The sequence below is a fragment of the Sorangiineae bacterium MSr11367 genome (genome assembly GCA_037157805.1).
GTDB classification, from domain to species: domain Bacteria; phylum Myxococcota_A; class Polyangia; order Polyangiales; family Polyangiaceae; genus Pendulispora; species Pendulispora rubella.
In genome coordinates, this window is sequence record CP089983.1 from 3,651,292 (window position 1) to 3,666,453 (window position 15,162).

Consider the following 15,162-nt stretch of genomic DNA (forward strand, 5'->3'; position numbering starts at 1 on the left):
TCTTCTTCCCGTATCCTGGCCCGATGACGTCGTACACCTTCGTCCAATTGGGTCGCCGCATCGTCGTGGATCGCGCAGGCCAAGTCTTGCGGGCCGAGATCGTGGATCACTCGGGATGGCAGGAGGCCACGCCCATTCATCGATCCGTTGCCGCCGCCGGTGTCGAAGCTGATTTCACGCCGCTCATGGCCCTGGCGGTGAAAGCCAAACGTTTCGACGAGCGACTCTACGAGGCCGTCGAACGCATCGCGCACGATGGGGCGGGGGAGAACCTAGGGCTCTTTGCCACGCTCGAAGGCCTACGTACCCGGCTGGCCGAGGGAAGCCGCATGCGCGGGCTCTTCGAAGCCGCTCGGCATCTGGCCGGGGAGGAGCTCCCCCAAGGGTCGAACGGCATGAGCGCCCGCAGGTGGCTCGCACCGTTCGCTCGTGACGCGAAGCAATCCAAGCCACTAGGGGCCTATGCGGAGTCCGAAGAGCGAAAACGCCTCTTTCGACACGATCGCATCCTCCAATCGAAGCTCAAACAGGAGGAAGCTGCGGAGGTTCGCGCCGTGCTGGCGGGCGAGGCGGGCTTGCTTTCGGCCTATCGCGGATACCTGGAGGTGATGACGCGGTTGACCGGCCCTCTGGCCGTTCCATCCATCGAGGACGCGAGCGCTCGCGAGACCGCCGTGCTTCCGGGGTCCGATTCGGCCGAACGGCGTCTCATCGAAGAGCTTTTCGGAGATGCGCCCGTGCCTCCGTCCTTCGAATTGGGGCGGGAGCTCATCGAACGAATTCGCGACGGTCGTTTGGAGACGATGCCATCCGCGAAGGAGGGGTGGTATGCGCATCAGTTCCACGCCATTGCCGCCTTGCTGTCCCCCGAGGAGCAAGGACTTCGCGTGGGGCCGCGCTACCGCAAAGAACTCGAGGATGCGTTTCAGGCGCTCTTTGCGTTGAACCGAGAAACGCACGTCAAGCAGCTCGCAAGCGCCGTCGCGGCCGCCCCCATGATCGTTCCGAGGGTTACCATCGAGCCCGTCCCTGGATTCTATGCGCGCATGGCGCAAAGCTACCGCTACGTGCGAGAGGCGCTCGCGGAGGTCCTCGGCGAGCTCGTACTGCGAAGTTGCAAATTCGCAAAAGGCGCCCAAGGCGGTCCCGCGCTCTGGGACGGTCTCCTGGATATGGAAATGCTGTTTCTGGGCGCCGAAGCCCTGAGCCGTGAGGAGCTCGGTCAGTCCCTGCCGGCATCCCGCGAGCGCGACATGGCGCGGGCGCGATTCGGAGCGTGGCAAAGTGCCAGCACCCAAGACGAGGATCTGCAATTCGATTTGCGCGTCGCCGCCCCCGTCTGGTTCGACGAGCAGCGCAACACGGTGCATCTGTGCGCCACGGTTGGTGTCGAAACGCGGCCCCTGGAGTTCGACTACGTGGAAACGCCCAACGTGCGGGTCGTTGGCGCGTCCCCGAGCCGCTCCCCCTCCAAGCCGTCCTTTCATTCCATCAAGCGGCCCATCCTGTCGACCATCACCCTGGAGTGCGATGTCCGAGAGGCGCCCACCCGCGAGGAGTTTCGCAAGATATGCGACGAGCACCAGCGCCCCGCGGGCATTCGCGCGGCGCTCGAGGCGCGCTGATCGTCAATCGGCGTAATGCAGATTGCGAACTCATCGAAATTAGCGCTGAAGGCTCTTCATGTAATTTCGCCAACCGCCGAACGAGGTAATCTCGCGGTGCCCGCCCGATTCCAACTCGCTCCGGCGCAGGATCATGGAAAAGGACGACGAGCCGTCGGCGAGTTTGATGATGCCGAATTCCAATTCCGTCGGCTCGTTCGGCAGAAGGTCGTCGCGCAGCGTCTCTTCGGGGACGTCGTAGACCTCGCCCTCGATGCTCGTATCGACGGAGGCGTCGGGGTAGAGACCGGGAAAGGTGTCTCGAACCGAGAAGAAGCGATAGCCGGGGGCGGTGCGGGTCTTCATGACCAGCGGGGCGCCTTTGAGGTGGTGATGGAAGGGGCCACCTTCCATGGCTTGACCATTGAGGAACATGCGTGCCATTTGCGGCCAGCTTATCGCGTGCTCGCCCTCGGCAAAAGGGGAGCGTCTGCCGACGCTCGCATCCACGCAAGAGCGCTTTCCAGCTCGGCATGGGCCCCCGTCTCGACGATGTCGCCATGAGCCATCACGAGCCGGTCGAAGTCCCAATGCAGGACATCGTGAACGCTCTGGGATGCCGCAGCCCGGTCCTTGGCCAAAAGTTTCCACACCCGGCTCTGCGCCAGCTTTTTCCACGCCCCGACGAGACGCAGGAAGAACTGCAGCGAGAGGCCCGGCGATGCGTGGAGGTTGAAAACCAAGTCGGACACCAGCAACGTCCGCGAACGCGGGTGGAAAAAGACGTGCTCCGTCATCGATGGCGCACCGTCGATGCGGCGCACCGCGACCGATCCATCGAGCATCGGCCCCTCCGCCGGCAGCACCTCGAAGGGGAGTCCCTTGCTCTTGCGCTCCAGCCCGGCGGGGCCGAACACGCGCGCCTCCGGCCACCGCATCATTGCGTCCCGCAGAAAAAGATGGTGCATGCAGTTCGGCGCCACGATGCTCGACACCTTGCCGATGCGCGAAACTTCGCGCGCCGTCTCGTCGTCGATGGCAAGCGGCGAGTGCACGAGCAGCTCGTCCCCGCCAAGGCGCAGGAACGTTGCCCGTGCCGGCATGAGCATTCCCCCGCTCAGTCGAATGTGGCCCTCGAGGGTCCAGAGATCGTCCGTGATGGTCCGCAGCATGTCGCTCCTCCGTAGGATATAGTCAAGCATGCCTGACTATATTGTCAAGGCTACTTGACCATGGCCCCGAGCCCATCGTATCCCCATCGAACGATGCCCACGGATGCGTACCGCAAACAGCTCGAGGCCGAGAAATCTCGGTCCACGGTGCAGCTGCTCTTCAAGGCGGCGCGCTTGCTCAACGAGCGCGCCATCGAACGCGTGCGCGCGCGCTCGGGTCAACCGGTCCGTGTCGCGCACACCGCGTTGTTCCCGCACATCGATCTCGAGGGCACCCGTCTCACCGATATCGCAAAACGCCTCGGTGTGACGAAGCAGGCCGTCGGGCAGCTCGTGGACGAGCTCGAAGCGATGGGCATGCTCGAGCGCGTTCCCGATCCCGCGGACGCGCGCGCCAAACTCGTGCGCTACAGCAAGCGCGGGCAAAAGGCCCTCCTCGACGGCCTCGCCGTTCTTGCCGAGGTGGGCGACGAGATGCGCGCCGTCATCGGCGCGCCGCGCATGACCGCACTCCACGAGGCCCTCGCGGCCATCGTCGCCAACGAGGAGGCTGCGGAACGAAAAGGATAGGGGAGTAGGGGACACGACCACGCTGCCGGTACTCGATTTGCAGCCGCGTCCTGCTCGGAGGACACCATGCTCTACCAACTTCGATGCACACTCGCGGCCTCGACGATGGCCCTCGCGATGGTGCCTTTGGGCTGCAGCAGCGCCCCGCCCCGCGTCGGCACCACCGAGACCACGGGGGCCGCCTGGATGGAGATCGACGGCGCCGTGCATGCGCTCGCCGCCGCGCGCTGCGATCGGCAAGCGTCCTGCCGGCGCGTTCCGGATCGCAACACGTGCGTCCTCGAAGGGCACCGCGCCACCCAGAGCGAGCTCCAGGCCGGCGGGTGCGCGGGCGCCATCGACCACCGCGCGTACGAGGAATGCCACGAGGCGCTGGCACGGGAGCCCTGCGCCGAATCGCTCGAGAGCATTCCCCAGGTCAAGGCGTGCCGGGCGGAGAAGCTCTGCGTCCGACTCCAACGGGGCTCGCTGGGAGGCTAAAGGCTGGCCTATGATGCGCGGATGGGAATCGACGCCGTAGCCGTTCTTCGCCTTGCCCCCTCGCGCCTTCACGCGGAGCTCGCCCCGGCGCCGGACGCGCCGGCGGCGCTGCCCGATCTTCTCTTCACGGGGAAGAACGGCGTGCCGTTGCGCGTGCGCCCGCTTGCGGACGCCGTGTGCATCCTCACGGGCGCACCCTTCGCGACGCCGGGCGACGAGCTCTCGCTTCTCGTGCGGCAGCTTCTCGGCCCGCTGTTCGACGAGCACCGCGACACGCGTGGCATCTTCGTCGTTCCCGACGTCGCATCGCACGGTGCGAACACGGAGACCTACGATGCCCTGGTCGAGCGCGTGGGCGATGCCGGCGAGTGGGCGCCCATCGTGCCGGATGGCTACGTGCCCGAGCGCCTGCGCAACGCCCCCGCGGGAAGCTTGGACGCGGCCCTCGGCGAGATCATGGGTGCGCTCGATCCTGCGCTCGTGCAGCAGATGACCCGCGCGGTCTTCTCCGGCGACCCAGAAGCTTTCGCCGAGGCGCAAACGAACCTCGAGAAAGCCCTCCCGCAGATGGGAGGCCTCGAGGACGCCGTGAAGAAACTGATGGGCAACGTGCCCAACGTGCCGGGCGCGCCGCAGGCCCCGGCCGCGCCAGCCTTTCCCGAGATCGCCCCGGAAGACTTTCAGGCCGCCCTGAAGAAGGCGCAGGAAATGATGGCCGAGAATCCGGATCTGGAGGCGCTTCTTGGCGAGCTCCAGGGCAAGCTTCCGAAGTGACAGGCTCGCCCGTATGAGGCGGACTCATACATAAATCGCGCGGTTTTTGCGCGTAGAAAAACGTCCGACGGGGCCTTGTAATACTAAACGTCCAGTTTATGTTCTCCCTTGTGTGAAACTGAACGATCAGTTTCCAAACAATCCTTCGGAGAACCGCCATGAAATCGTTCCGTGTTGCCTCGTTGGTCGCCGCCGTTGCCGTTGGTCTCGTGAGCGTGTCGACGCAGGCCTTTGCCGAGTCGCCGTCGTCGACCAGTTACGACCCTTCCAGCTACTACCAACCGTCGCCGAACTCGCGTCCGCTGGCGGTGCAGCCCCCCGTTACCGTGACCGGCCAGGTCGGCAACGCCGGCCTGCAGGCCTCACCGAAGGCCGTTTCGGCGCCCCGCTTCGCCAGCTTTGACCCGTCCAGCACGTACCAGCCTTCCCCGAACTCGCGCCCGCTGGCGGTGCAGCCTCCGGTCACCGTGACCGGCGTCATCGTGGACGGCGTTCGCAGCGAGAAGCCCGCGACCGCGCGCGTTGCCAGCTACGATCCCTCCAGCACGTACCAACCGTCGCCGAATTCGCGCCCGCTCGCCGTGGCGCCCCCGGTTACCGTCACCGGCGCGATCCTCACCGGCACCAAGGCGGCCGCTCCCGCGCCGAAAGCCGTGGCCAAGCCCGCGCCCGCGCCGTCCGCCTCGAGCTACGATCCCTCCACCTCGTACCAGCCTTCGCCCAACGCGCGCCCTGTCGTGCTGATCGCCCCGACCAAGGTCGCCTCGCCGATGAAGATCGAGGACGCCTCCACCGTGGCCGCGTACAGCGAGAAGCCGGCCGTGGGCACCTATGTTGCTTCGACGTCGAGCTTCTACGAGCCCTCGCTGAACGCCCGCCCCGCGGTGACGCAGAGCGCCAGCGTCAAAGTCGCGAAGGCCTCGATCCGCTGAAGAATAAGCCGAAAAAAAATTTCCGGAGAGAAAAACTGTACGTATAGTTTCTATAATGTCCCCACCCTCGACCGTGTCGTCATGATGGCCAAAAACGCATCCAGCATTGCCCCGCCCGAGTCCAAACCTCGCGGACGCCAACGCAGCTCCGAGTGCGAAGCGGCCATTCTGTCCGCGACGACGGAGCTCCTGAAGAAAAAGTCGCTGCGTGAAGTGACCGCGGACGCCATCGTGCAGCGCGCCGGTGTGAGCAAGGCCACGCTCTACAAGTGGTGGCCGAACAAGAACCTGGTCGCGTTGGACGCGTTCCTCGCGAACATGCGGATGAATGTAGGGATGCCCGACACCGGCTCCGCCGTGGAAGACTTCAAGCTGGAGCTCGAAGCCGTGATCCGCTTCTACACGAGCCCCGCCGGAAAGACGTTTCGCCAATTCGTGGCCGAGGGCCAAAGTGATCCCGAGTTTCTCGAGGTGTTTCGCGAACGCTTCCTTCGCGCCCGGCGCGACGAGACGAGCATCCTCTGGCAACGTGGCGTCGAACGCGGCGAAATCCGAGAAGATATCGACATGGACATCGGCATGGATCTCATCTTCGGCCCGATGATTTACCGCCTGCTCGTAGGCCACGCGTCGCTCGACGACGCCCACGCGGAGGCCATGATCGAAGTCGCCTTCGGTGGTCTCCAAAAGAAGTCCCAGTAGACTTTTACAAGCTCACACTAGGGTGTATTCGCGACCGGTCGCGCTGGTCTAAGCTCGCGCTTCCGATGAGGAAGCTACCGTTTTCGATTGTTGCCTTGGGTGCGTGTGTTGCGACCACGCTGGGTGCGTGCAGCTCGGACGACACGCTCGTCCATTCTCCCCCGCCGGATGCAGGCACCGACGTTACGGTGAGCCCCGATGCCGGGCAGGATGCGGGACAGGACGCCGGGCCGTCGACGCTCTCCTCGATCAAACACGTCGTGGTCATCTTCCTCGAGAACCACAGCTTCGACAATTTGTACGGAAGCTACCCCGGCGCCGAGGGCCTAGCCGCGGTCGGGACGAAGGGCATACAGGTCGATCCGACGAACACGGCGTATGCGAAGTTGCCGCAGAACGATCCCAAGGTTCCGGATGGCGAAATCGACAATGGTCCGTTCGATCTGACGAAGTACGTGACCAACGACCAGGTGACCACGAAGGACGTGACGCATCGCTTTTACCACGAGCAGATGCAGATCAACGCCGGCAAGATGGACTCGTTCGTTGCCTACAACGACGAGAGCAAGGGCCTTGCGATGGGCGTTTACCCCACGGCCGATCTGCCCTTCGTGAAGTTCCTGAACACCATTCCGTCGCAGGTGACGGTCTGCGACCACTTCTTCCACGCGGCGTTCGGTGGCTCCTTCCTGAACCACATTTGGCTCATCGCCGGGGCGACGCCGCACTTCGAAGGCGCGCCCGACTTCATGAAGGCGCAGCTCGACACCAACGGGCGCATGACCAAGGACGGCATCCTGACGCCGGATGGTTACGCCGTGAATACGATCTTCTCGGTGAACCTGCCGCATCCGACGATCGACGAGACGAAGACGCGGTACCTGCCGAATCAGAAGCAATCGGAGATTCCCACCATTGGCGATCAGTTGGACGCGGCCAGTGTGGATTGGGCTTGGTACTCCGGCGGGTGGAACGCCGCCATCGCAGGCAATGCCGATCCGCTGTTTCAATATCACCATCAGCCGTTCATCTATTTCGAGAACTATGCCGATGGGACGGCGGCGAAGACGAAGCACCTCAAGGACGAGGCGGATTTCATCGCCGCCGCCAAGGCGGGCACGTTGCCCGCGGTGTCGTTCGTGAAGCCGGTCGGCGTGGACAACGAGCACCCGAAGTACGCGAACATGGTGCGCGGGCAGAACCACACCATCGATCTGATCAAGGACGTGATGAACAGTTCGACGTGGAACGACACGGCGATCATCGTCACCTACGACGAGAACGGCGGCTTCTGGGACCATGTCGCGCCCCCCACGACCGACAAGTGGGGCCCCGGCTCGCGCATTCCCGCGATCATCATTTCGCCCTTCGCCAAGGGGGGAGTCGACTCCACCGCTTACGATACGACGGCCATCCTAAAGCTGATCGAGAAGCGCTGGGGTCTCCCGGACCTCAACGCCCGCGTCGGTGGTCAGGCCGATCTTTCCGCGCACGCCTTCAAGTTCGGAAACTAGAGCTTTGCCAGCGTCGCAGTGCGCCCTCGCTCGCCGGGGTGAGGGCCTTCACCGAATCGTCAAGGGGGAGGCCGGGTGGCCGGCCGCGGCTCCCCGCGCGATACGGGCGCCGCGGCGAAGTGCCGGTGGCCGAAGACGAGGGGACCTCTCGCCGAGCGTGTCCGGGGTGAGCCTCGTTGGTCGTGCGGGGTGTCCCGGGACAGGCCCGATTCGTCTGGGACAGGGGGGACATACCAAAACGTCGCATCATTCGGTGGATCGGAACTGGCCCCAAACTGGCAATGCGCTGGGGCAGATCTTGGTGTGCGGTGCTCCGGATGCCGCGCCCGCAAGGTCGCAGATTGAGATGATGGGTTGCCACAAGGTCAGAGCGGGAGGCAACAGCCCTCCACGTGCCCTCTTACGCGCGGAGCCACTCCTACGGGAGTCCAGCGAGCGGGAACAACACGTGGACGGTGACGGGAAGCGCAGCGGGCGCGGACCGGTGGCCGACATCCACGTTGGGGAAGCTGCGCAAACAACTGCTCGCATCCACCGGAACTTTTCCTACCCTCATTTTTATCTGGCAGAGAGAAGTCCAGAAGAAGACCGTCTGAGATTGCGCGGAACGCGCGATCACGCACCCGTTTGTACCCCGCCCGCCCTTCGCGTAGCTGTGCCCTCTTCAAGAGAAACTCGCCGTAGGACTGCCCGCCCGAGACAGGGACCCCGGCGCAGCCCGGCATGCGCACTGCGGCATAACGCGGCACGCCGGTGCGCGCACCTCCGCACCCGCCTCGCGCCCGCGCTTCTCTTTAGGGGCCCCCGCGCGTGGCGAAAACCGAGAATGGCCCTTCGCGAGCGGGCGCGTTCCACCCAGAGCAGGCTGTATCGCACCGAAGACGGCGGCGCATCGTGGCGTGCGCTCTAGCGCGCGTAGACTTCCTCGTCCTTCTCGTTGCCCACGCCCACGAGGGCGTCGCCCTCGAAGCGGGCCAAGAAGCCGGGCGGGAGGGCGAGGACCCGGAGTGCGGCTGGCCGCATGCGAAAAAGCGCGGCCAGCGGCACCACGGTGTAGTTGGTGGGCGCGTGGTCCTGCGGGGCATCTTCGGCCGAGCCCAGGTACCAGCCGGAATCGTTCGGCGAAGAAGGCTCCTGCCGTACCATGTAAAAGCGCTCTTGCTCGATGGCGGCCTTGAGCACGGTGATGGTCTGGTCGATGCGGTAATCGCAAGGCTCGACCCCAATGATGCTGGTCACCCGGAGCTGTGCCGTGAGAAGGACGAGTGCGTCGCTCACGTCGGCCACCCACGTCGCCCAAGCGTCTTCGGCCCCTGGCCCCGCTTTGGGCGGCGCTTCTGCCAAATAGTCGGGCTGGCGAACCTCCAAACCGCTGGGTGTGGGGGCGATGCGAAAGAGCAATCCGCCGAAGAAAATCGCAGCGCCGGGTTGCGCATCGAGCTCGGCCAGGGTGTCGAGGAATGCCCGCGCCTTGTCTTCGAAGTCGGAACGGCACGTCAGGGAGACGGCATGGTTTCCCAGCCTTGCGCGGTACGTACCTAGTTCCTCAGCCACGATCGAGCCACCTCCCGCTTGATCTGTCGACCCACGCGCGCGTCGAGTTGTGAGAAAATTGGCCACCATGGACGCGACGTTTTGGACCGAACGATGGACCACAGGAAAAATCGCATTTCACGAAGGCCACGCGAACACCTACCTGACGCGCCACGCGGAGCGACTGGGCGATGGCCGGCGCATCCTCGTTCCGCTCTGTGGCAAAGCGGAAGATCTCGCCTACCTCGCGGGGCGCGGCCACCATGTGGTCGGCGTGGAGCTCGTCGAGGATGCGGCGCGCGCGTTCTTCGCCGAGCATGGCGCGACACCGAAGGTGACCCCGCGCGGTCCGTTGACCGCCTATTCGGCAGGGACCATCACCGTGCTCGTGGGTGACATGTTCGCCACCACGCCCGAGCTGCTCGGCCCCATCGACACGCTCTACGATCGCGCCGCGCTGGTAGCGCTACCGCACGAGATGCGTGTTCGCTACGCGCGCCATCTGCGCACCCTGCTGCCGACGGGGGCTCCGGGGCTCGTGGTCACCATCGAGTACGACCAAGCGCGCATGGCCGGCCCGCCTTTCGCCGTCTTGGAATCGGAGCTGCGCGAGCACTACCGAGGGCTCACCGTGGAACTCCTGAGCGAAGGTCCAAGTGTGGTCACGAAACTCCACGACGCGGGCATCGAGGCCAAGGATCGCTGCTTCTTCGTCCAATATTGAAACCGCGCCGGCGCGCCTTTTCGCGCAACCGCGATCGTGCGCCGGACGATCTAGTTGCCGATGCAACGAGTCCAAGGTCCGTTAAAGGCGAACGGCGACGAAGACCGGGTCTTCGTCGCCGCACGCATAAGTCTCTTTGAAAAGCGGAAACCTAGACGATCAGAACTCGCCCTTGGCGTCGTTCGCGGCGCCCTTGACAGCCTTGCCGAGCTTCTTGTAGGCGCCGGCAACGATCAGGAGAATGGCGACGAGGAGCAAGCCGTATTCGATGGCGGTTGCACCCTTCTCGTCCTTGACCAACTGCATGATGTCTTTGTTCATAGGAATTCTCCTGGTTGTCGTCGTTTTTTAGGGGGTACTGCGTCGTTGCGTGCTTCGGGAGATAGCTATTACACGCTCCGTGCCAGGCGCGCGGACCCGAGTTTCTCGAGAAATTCGCTCGAAAAAAGCCCAAAAGGCTGGACGCGGAGGGGTTCATTGAACGGCAAACGCGGGAGAGTTCGCGCGAAATGGGCGCCTTTCGGCATCTGGACGCTGTTCGTGCTTCTCGCGACCGTGCTCGCGGGCTGCAAGGCCTCGCTCGAGCCTGCGCGTTCGCCGGTGGGCGCCGGGCCATCGGTGGTGCGGCAGATGGTGTTCCCATCTGGATTGCGCGTCGTGGCCGAGCGGGATGCGACATCCCCCGTCGTGGGCTTGTTCCTGGTCGTTGATGGAGGTTCCGCGAGCGATCCGATGGGTAAGGAAGGCCTCGCGCACGTCGTCGAGCATCTTTCGTTTCGCTCGCGGCCCTTTGCGCGGTCGAGCTTTCGTCGCCTGCTGGAGCGCGCCTACGCCGCCGAGTGGAACGCGAACACCACGATGGACGCGACGCTCTATGAGGAGTTCGGCCCGGCTTCCGCGTTGAGCGAGTTGCTCCGCTTGGAGGGGATGCGGATGCTCGCACCGGTGGCTAATCTGATGCCGGAAATGCTCGCTGACGAGCTTCGTGTGGTGCGCGATGAATTGGCCGCGCGCAACGAAACCGGTTTTTCCGGCGACGTGCTTGCGTCGTTGCAGCGCGCAGTGTTCCCGCCGGGACACCCGTATGCACGACCGAGCCTCGGAACCGTGGCGAGTCTGGCGTCGATTCAGGCGAGCGACGTTTCGGGCTTCATCAAAGCCCACTACCAACCCGCAAACATGACCTTGGTCATCGTCGGCGACATCGATCTTGCGACGGTCGATCGCACCTTGGAGGGCGTCCTCCCTGCGGAGTTGCTCCATCGTCCGGGCCTTGGACGTCGCATGCCGGTCCCGGCGCCGGTCCCCGAGCCGCCCGCCCCGCCGCCGACACGTCTCTCGCGCACTGTGGGACGGGTGGCGCATCCCGAGATCTGGATCGCGTGGTCGCTACCCCGTGCCGTCGATCGGGACATTCAGCTGGTCCAGATGCTGAAAGAGGAAGCTGACACGCGCCTCTGGGACGGGGAGGATGATGACATTTTTGCGGTGGATGCGCGCGTTCTTCCTGGCAAAGAGGCGACGATGCTGGCCGTTCGCGTAGAGCTTTCCCAGGGCGACCACCCGGAGAAGAGTCTCGAACGGGTTCTCGCGAGAGCGCGCGCAGTTTGGATCGAGAAGCAGTGGGGCAACGACGACGAAAGGTTCACGCCTCGCAAGACGTGGGCACTTGGCAATCTGTTCGAAACCGAGAACCTCGTGCGTCGCGGCAGGGAACGGGCGCTCACCACGCACTTCACCCAGAATGCGGGGACCTTCGCCGAAGGCATCGACAGACTGGTCAACCTCGAGAACACCACCTTCACCCAGTACGTCCACCAGTACCTCGCGCCAGAGCGCGCACGCGCCATTTACGTTGCATCAGCATCCGAAGGTGGGGTGGCCCCCGCGAGACCGATTGGCAAGTATGCCGTCGGGGAAGAGGACACCTCTCCTTTGAGTATCGACGAAGCGCGATTGCACGACCTCGCTCCCGGTCCCGGAGCGGGGGCGTACCAGCGATTGTCGTTTGCGAATGGCTTGGACGTCGTTATCGGTCGGCGCGATGCGGCCTCGATGGTCGCCGTCGATTTCTTGTTCCGCGGTGGGTACGCCACCGCGGCGCAACCGGCCGCCGCCTATCTGGCGTCGTTGTTCACCCACGGCTACGCTGCGGGCCGCCCCGAGCCCGAGGCCGTGCCTCGGGGCCGTTCCACGTTCGACAAAACGCAATACGCGTTCGAAGGCGTCGCTCGAGGTGTTGGTGAAATGCTCTCGACCATGGGGTACGTCGCGCGGGCCACAACGGTCGACACAGACGATTGGACGCGCTTGCGCGCTCGCCGCACGAGGGAGAGTGCCGAGGTGGCCGAGTATCGGCGCTATATTCGGGCTTTGCTCGAGGGTTACTCGCAGGGGCTCCTGCCCACCGCACGGGAGCTCGCGGCCGCAACGCCCCAGGCAGCGTTGGCCTGGCTCAACGTCAATCGGGTGCCGAACAACGGCACCCTCGTGATCATCGGTGACGTGGACCCCGCCGAGGTCGAACGACTCGCCCGCGCCGAGTTTGGGGCTTGGTCAATGGGCCGAAGCTCGCCGCCCACCGTGCTCGCTGCCGGTCCACGTCGAGCCGGGCTGCAAGTGTCTTCGTCCAGTCTACCAAATGCAACCCAGACGCATGTAAGGCTTGGTTGCATATTGCCAGCTACGACTACGGCGTCGGAGCTTTCGCGTCGCGACGTCGTTGCCCGTCTCGTCGAAGTTCGAGTGGCGGATGTCGTCTACCAGCAGACTGGCAGCGCCCCCGACGTCGTTGCCGAGGCACGTGTGCTTCACGGCGGCACCTCCTACCTCGAGGTGTCGACCGCCGTGGAGCGTGACGGGCTGGCGACCACCGTTGCGGCGATGACCCAATCGCTGCGCAGCCTTGGAGAGGTGCCTATCGATCCGATCACGCTCGCGTGGGCCAAACTGCGGGCCGCGCGTGCGCGCACCCTGGCGTACAGCACCAATGCCCAGATCGCACGTGCCGTGATGGATACGGCGAACCTCGGTTTTCCGCTGGAGAGCCTCGACCACGCCGCGCAATACATTGCTGCGACGACGGCGAAAGACGTCCAGGATGACGTCCGCGCGTGCATGACCGAAAGCCGTTGAACAAAAAGCAAAACGGCGACGAAGACCGAGTCTCCGTCGCCGTGAGCGATAAGCCGAAAAAATCTAGATGATCAGAACTCGCCCTTGGCGTCGTTGGCAGCGCCTTTGACGGCCTTGCCGAGCTTCTTGTAGGCGCCGGCGACGATCAGGAGAATGGCGACGAGGAGCAAGCCGTATTCGATGGCGGTTGCACCCTTCTCGTCCTTGACCAGCTTCATGATGTCTTTGTTCATAGGAATTCTCCTGGTTATCGTCGTTTTTTAGGGGGGTACTGCGTCGTTGCGTGCTTCGAAAACTAACTATTACACAGTCCGTGCCATCGATTCGTTTGTGAATTTCTCGAGAAATTCGCATGCAAAAGTCCGAAAAGGCTGGACGGACATCGGTTCATTGAACGGCAAATGGCCGAGCGGGGCGGATGGCAGGCGACAAAAAGCAAAACGGCGACGAAGACCGAGTCTCCGTCGCCGTGAGCGATAAACCGAAAAAATCTAGATGATCAGAACTCGCCCTTGGCGTCGTTGGCGGCGCCTTTGACGGCCTTGCCGAGCTTCTTGTAAGCGCCTGCGACGATGAGGAGAATGGCGACGAGGAGCAAGCCGTATTCGATGGCGGTTGCACCCTTCTCGTCTTTGACCAGCTTCATGATGTCTTTGTTCATAGGAATTCTCCTGGTTGTCGTCGTTTTTTAGGGGGGTAGGTACTGCGTCGCTGCGTGCTTCGGCGGGCCCTTAGTACACGCTTCGTGCCAACCCGTTGCGGACGCTTCCGCGCGACAATCCTCGAGGAAAATCGGCCCGTCCTACCCGCAGACGGTGAACCGCGATCGGTTCATTGGGGGGTCACCGGCGATCCAAGAATCGCGAGCGCGGCCTGGTGAAGGCGGCCATTCGACGTCAACACGGAGCCGCCCAGGTGGTCGGCACCCGATAGATCCGAGAAGGCGCCGCCGGCTTCCTCCACGATGACCTTGAGAGGTGCCACGTCCCACGGATTCACGATGGCCTCGGCGGCAAGGTCGATGGCACCTTCGGCCACCAAGCAGTGTTGCCAGAAGTCGCCAAAGGCGCGCGTCTCCCACACGGCATCGACCAGTGCCAGGTACTTCTCGCGCGAGTGGAACTCCGCCCATGAATTGAGGTGCGTCGTCGACAGGTACGCATCGGAGAGCGCACCCACGGCGGAGACGGCAAGCTTGCGCGGCTCGCGCTTCTCGTCGGTCTGCTTGCGCGTCCACGCGCCAGCGCCCGAGGAAGCCCACCAGCGCTGGCCGAGGGCAGGGGCGCTGACGACGCCCACCACGGCGCGTCCACCGTCCAGCAGCGCAATCAGCGTGGCCCACGCGGGCACGCCGCGCAGAAAGTTCTTCGTCCCATCGATGGGGTCGAGCACCCAGGTTCGACCCTGGCCGATGCTGCCGCCACGTTCCTCGCCCGCGATGCCATCGTCGGGCCGCTCTTGGCCGAGCACCGCCCGAACCGCGTCTTCCACCGCCAGATCGGCATCGGTGACCGGCGTCCGATCGGGCTTACGCTCCACGCGCAAGTCGGACGCGCGAAAACGGGTACGGGTCACCGCGTCGGCCGCATCGGCCAAGCGCAACGCGAGATCGAGATCGCTTGCATAGGAGGTCATGCGCGCGATGGTACAAAACGAAACGGCGGTGAAGGGAAATCCTTCACCGCCGCAAAACTCTTCAAACGAGCTGATGAAAAGCGATCAGAACTCGCCCTTGGCGTCGTTCGCAGCGCCCTTGACCGCCTTGCCGAGCTTCTTGTAGGCGCCGGCGACGATCAGGAGAATGGCGACGAGGAGCAGGCCGTATTCGATGGCGGTTGCACCCTTCTCGTCCTTGACCAGCTGCATGATGTCTTTGTTCATAGGAATTCTCCTGGTTGTCGTCGTTTTTTAGGGGGTACTGCGTCGCTGCGTGCTTCGAGAGATAGCTATTACACGCTCCGTGCCAGGCCTTCGGGCGCGAAATCCTCGAGAAATTCGCAAGCAAAACCCCGAAAAGGCTGG

At 64.0% G+C, this 15,162-nt stretch carries 17 protein-coding genes; 9 read left to right on the top strand and 8 right to left on the bottom strand.

Annotated features, from left to right (window positions below):
* The first annotated feature begins 23 nt into the window (after positions 1–23).
* Entirely contained in the window at positions 24–1,625 is a 1,602-nt protein-coding gene (locus LVJ94_14610; GenBank protein ID WXB08464.1) for a hypothetical protein, read from the top strand.
* Positions 1,626–1,664: 39 nt separating this feature from the next.
* Here LVJ94_14610 and LVJ94_14615 read toward each other — a convergent pair whose 3' ends face one another.
* A complete protein-coding gene (locus LVJ94_14615; protein WXB08465.1) occupies positions 1,665–2,048 on the bottom strand; it encodes a gamma-glutamylcyclotransferase in 384 nt (127 codons plus the stop codon).
* Between the two features lie 11 nt (positions 2,049–2,059).
* A complete protein-coding gene (locus LVJ94_14620) occupies positions 2,060–2,776 on the bottom strand; it encodes a DUF4336 domain-containing protein (GenBank protein WXB08466.1) in 717 nt (238 codons plus the stop codon).
* Positions 2,777–2,869: 93 nt separating this feature from the next.
* Between LVJ94_14620 and LVJ94_14625 the strand changes: the two genes are divergently transcribed.
* The 6 genes from LVJ94_14625 (at position 2,870) to LVJ94_14650 (ending at position 7,748) form a co-directional block, all read left to right on the top strand.
* The gene (locus tag LVJ94_14625; protein WXB08467.1) at positions 2,870–3,346 is read left to right on the top strand and encodes a MarR family transcriptional regulator; all 477 of its coding nucleotides are present in this window, start codon (positions 2,870–2,872) and stop codon (positions 3,344–3,346) included.
* A 66-nt stretch (positions 3,347–3,412) separates the two neighbouring features.
* Positions 3,413–3,826, top strand: coding sequence for a DUF6184 family natural product biosynthesis lipoprotein (locus tag LVJ94_14630; GenBank protein ID WXB08468.1), 414 nt, complete (start codon positions 3,413–3,415; stop codon positions 3,824–3,826).
* A gap of 21 nt (positions 3,827–3,847) precedes the next feature.
* Positions 3,848–4,600 (top strand): hypothetical protein, encoded by a 753-nt coding sequence (locus tag LVJ94_14635; protein ID WXB08469.1) that lies wholly within the window; start codon positions 3,848–3,850, stop codon positions 4,598–4,600.
* Between the two features lie 158 nt (positions 4,601–4,758).
* Positions 4,759–5,532 carry a hypothetical protein gene (locus tag LVJ94_14640; protein ID WXB08470.1) on the top strand — a complete coding sequence of 258 codons (774 nt, stop codon included), beginning with the start codon at positions 4,759–4,761 and terminating at the stop codon, positions 5,530–5,532.
* 81 nt (positions 5,533–5,613) lie between these two features.
* Positions 5,614–6,234 carry a TetR/AcrR family transcriptional regulator gene (locus LVJ94_14645; GenBank protein WXB08471.1) on the top strand — a complete coding sequence of 207 codons (621 nt, stop codon included), beginning with the start codon at positions 5,614–5,616 and terminating at the stop codon, positions 6,232–6,234.
* Between the two features lie 65 nt (positions 6,235–6,299).
* On the top strand, positions 6,300–7,748 hold the full coding sequence (locus tag LVJ94_14650; GenBank protein ID WXB08472.1) for an alkaline phosphatase family protein: 1,449 nt from the start codon (positions 6,300–6,302) through the stop codon (positions 7,746–7,748).
* A 906-nt stretch (positions 7,749–8,654) separates the two neighbouring features.
* Here the strand turns inward: LVJ94_14650 and LVJ94_14655 are convergent.
* Complete coding sequence (locus tag LVJ94_14655; protein ID WXB08473.1) at positions 8,655–9,302, bottom strand: DUF2185 domain-containing protein; 648 nt, start codon at positions 9,300–9,302, stop codon at positions 8,655–8,657.
* 67 nt (positions 9,303–9,369) lie between these two features.
* Here LVJ94_14655 and LVJ94_14660 point away from each other — a divergent pair, with 67 nt between their 5' ends.
* Entirely contained in the window at positions 9,370–10,005 is a 636-nt protein-coding gene (locus LVJ94_14660) for a thiopurine S-methyltransferase (protein WXB08474.1), read from the top strand.
* A gap of 159 nt (positions 10,006–10,164) precedes the next feature.
* Here LVJ94_14660 and LVJ94_14665 read toward each other — a convergent pair whose 3' ends face one another.
* Positions 10,165–10,326 carry a Flp family type IVb pilin gene (locus LVJ94_14665; GenBank protein ID WXB08475.1) on the bottom strand — a complete coding sequence of 54 codons (162 nt, stop codon included), beginning with the start codon at positions 10,324–10,326 and terminating at the stop codon, positions 10,165–10,167.
* 219 nt (positions 10,327–10,545) lie between these two features.
* On the opposite strand from LVJ94_14665, the gene LVJ94_14670 reads away from it, so the two are divergent.
* The gene (locus tag LVJ94_14670) at positions 10,546–13,140 is read left to right on the top strand and encodes an insulinase family protein (GenBank protein WXB08476.1); all 2,595 of its coding nucleotides are present in this window, start codon (positions 10,546–10,548) and stop codon (positions 13,138–13,140) included.
* A gap of 71 nt (positions 13,141–13,211) precedes the next feature.
* Here the strand turns inward: LVJ94_14670 and LVJ94_14675 are convergent, their stop codons facing one another.
* The 4 genes from LVJ94_14675 to LVJ94_14690 form a co-directional block, all read right to left on the bottom strand.
* The gene (locus LVJ94_14675) at positions 13,212–13,373 is read right to left on the bottom strand and encodes a Flp family type IVb pilin (GenBank protein ID WXB08477.1); all 162 of its coding nucleotides are present in this window, start codon (positions 13,371–13,373) and stop codon (positions 13,212–13,214) included.
* 266 nt (positions 13,374–13,639) lie between these two features.
* Entirely contained in the window at positions 13,640–13,801 is a 162-nt protein-coding gene (locus LVJ94_14680; protein WXB08478.1) for a Flp family type IVb pilin, read from the bottom strand.
* Between the two features lie 170 nt (positions 13,802–13,971).
* Entirely contained in the window at positions 13,972–14,775 is an 804-nt protein-coding gene (hisN, locus tag LVJ94_14685) for a histidinol-phosphatase (protein ID WXB08479.1), read from the bottom strand.
* Positions 14,776–14,859: 84 nt separating this feature from the next.
* A complete protein-coding gene (locus LVJ94_14690; protein ID WXB08480.1) occupies positions 14,860–15,021 on the bottom strand; it encodes a Flp family type IVb pilin in 162 nt (53 codons plus the stop codon).
* Positions 15,022–15,162 lie beyond the last annotated feature (141 nt).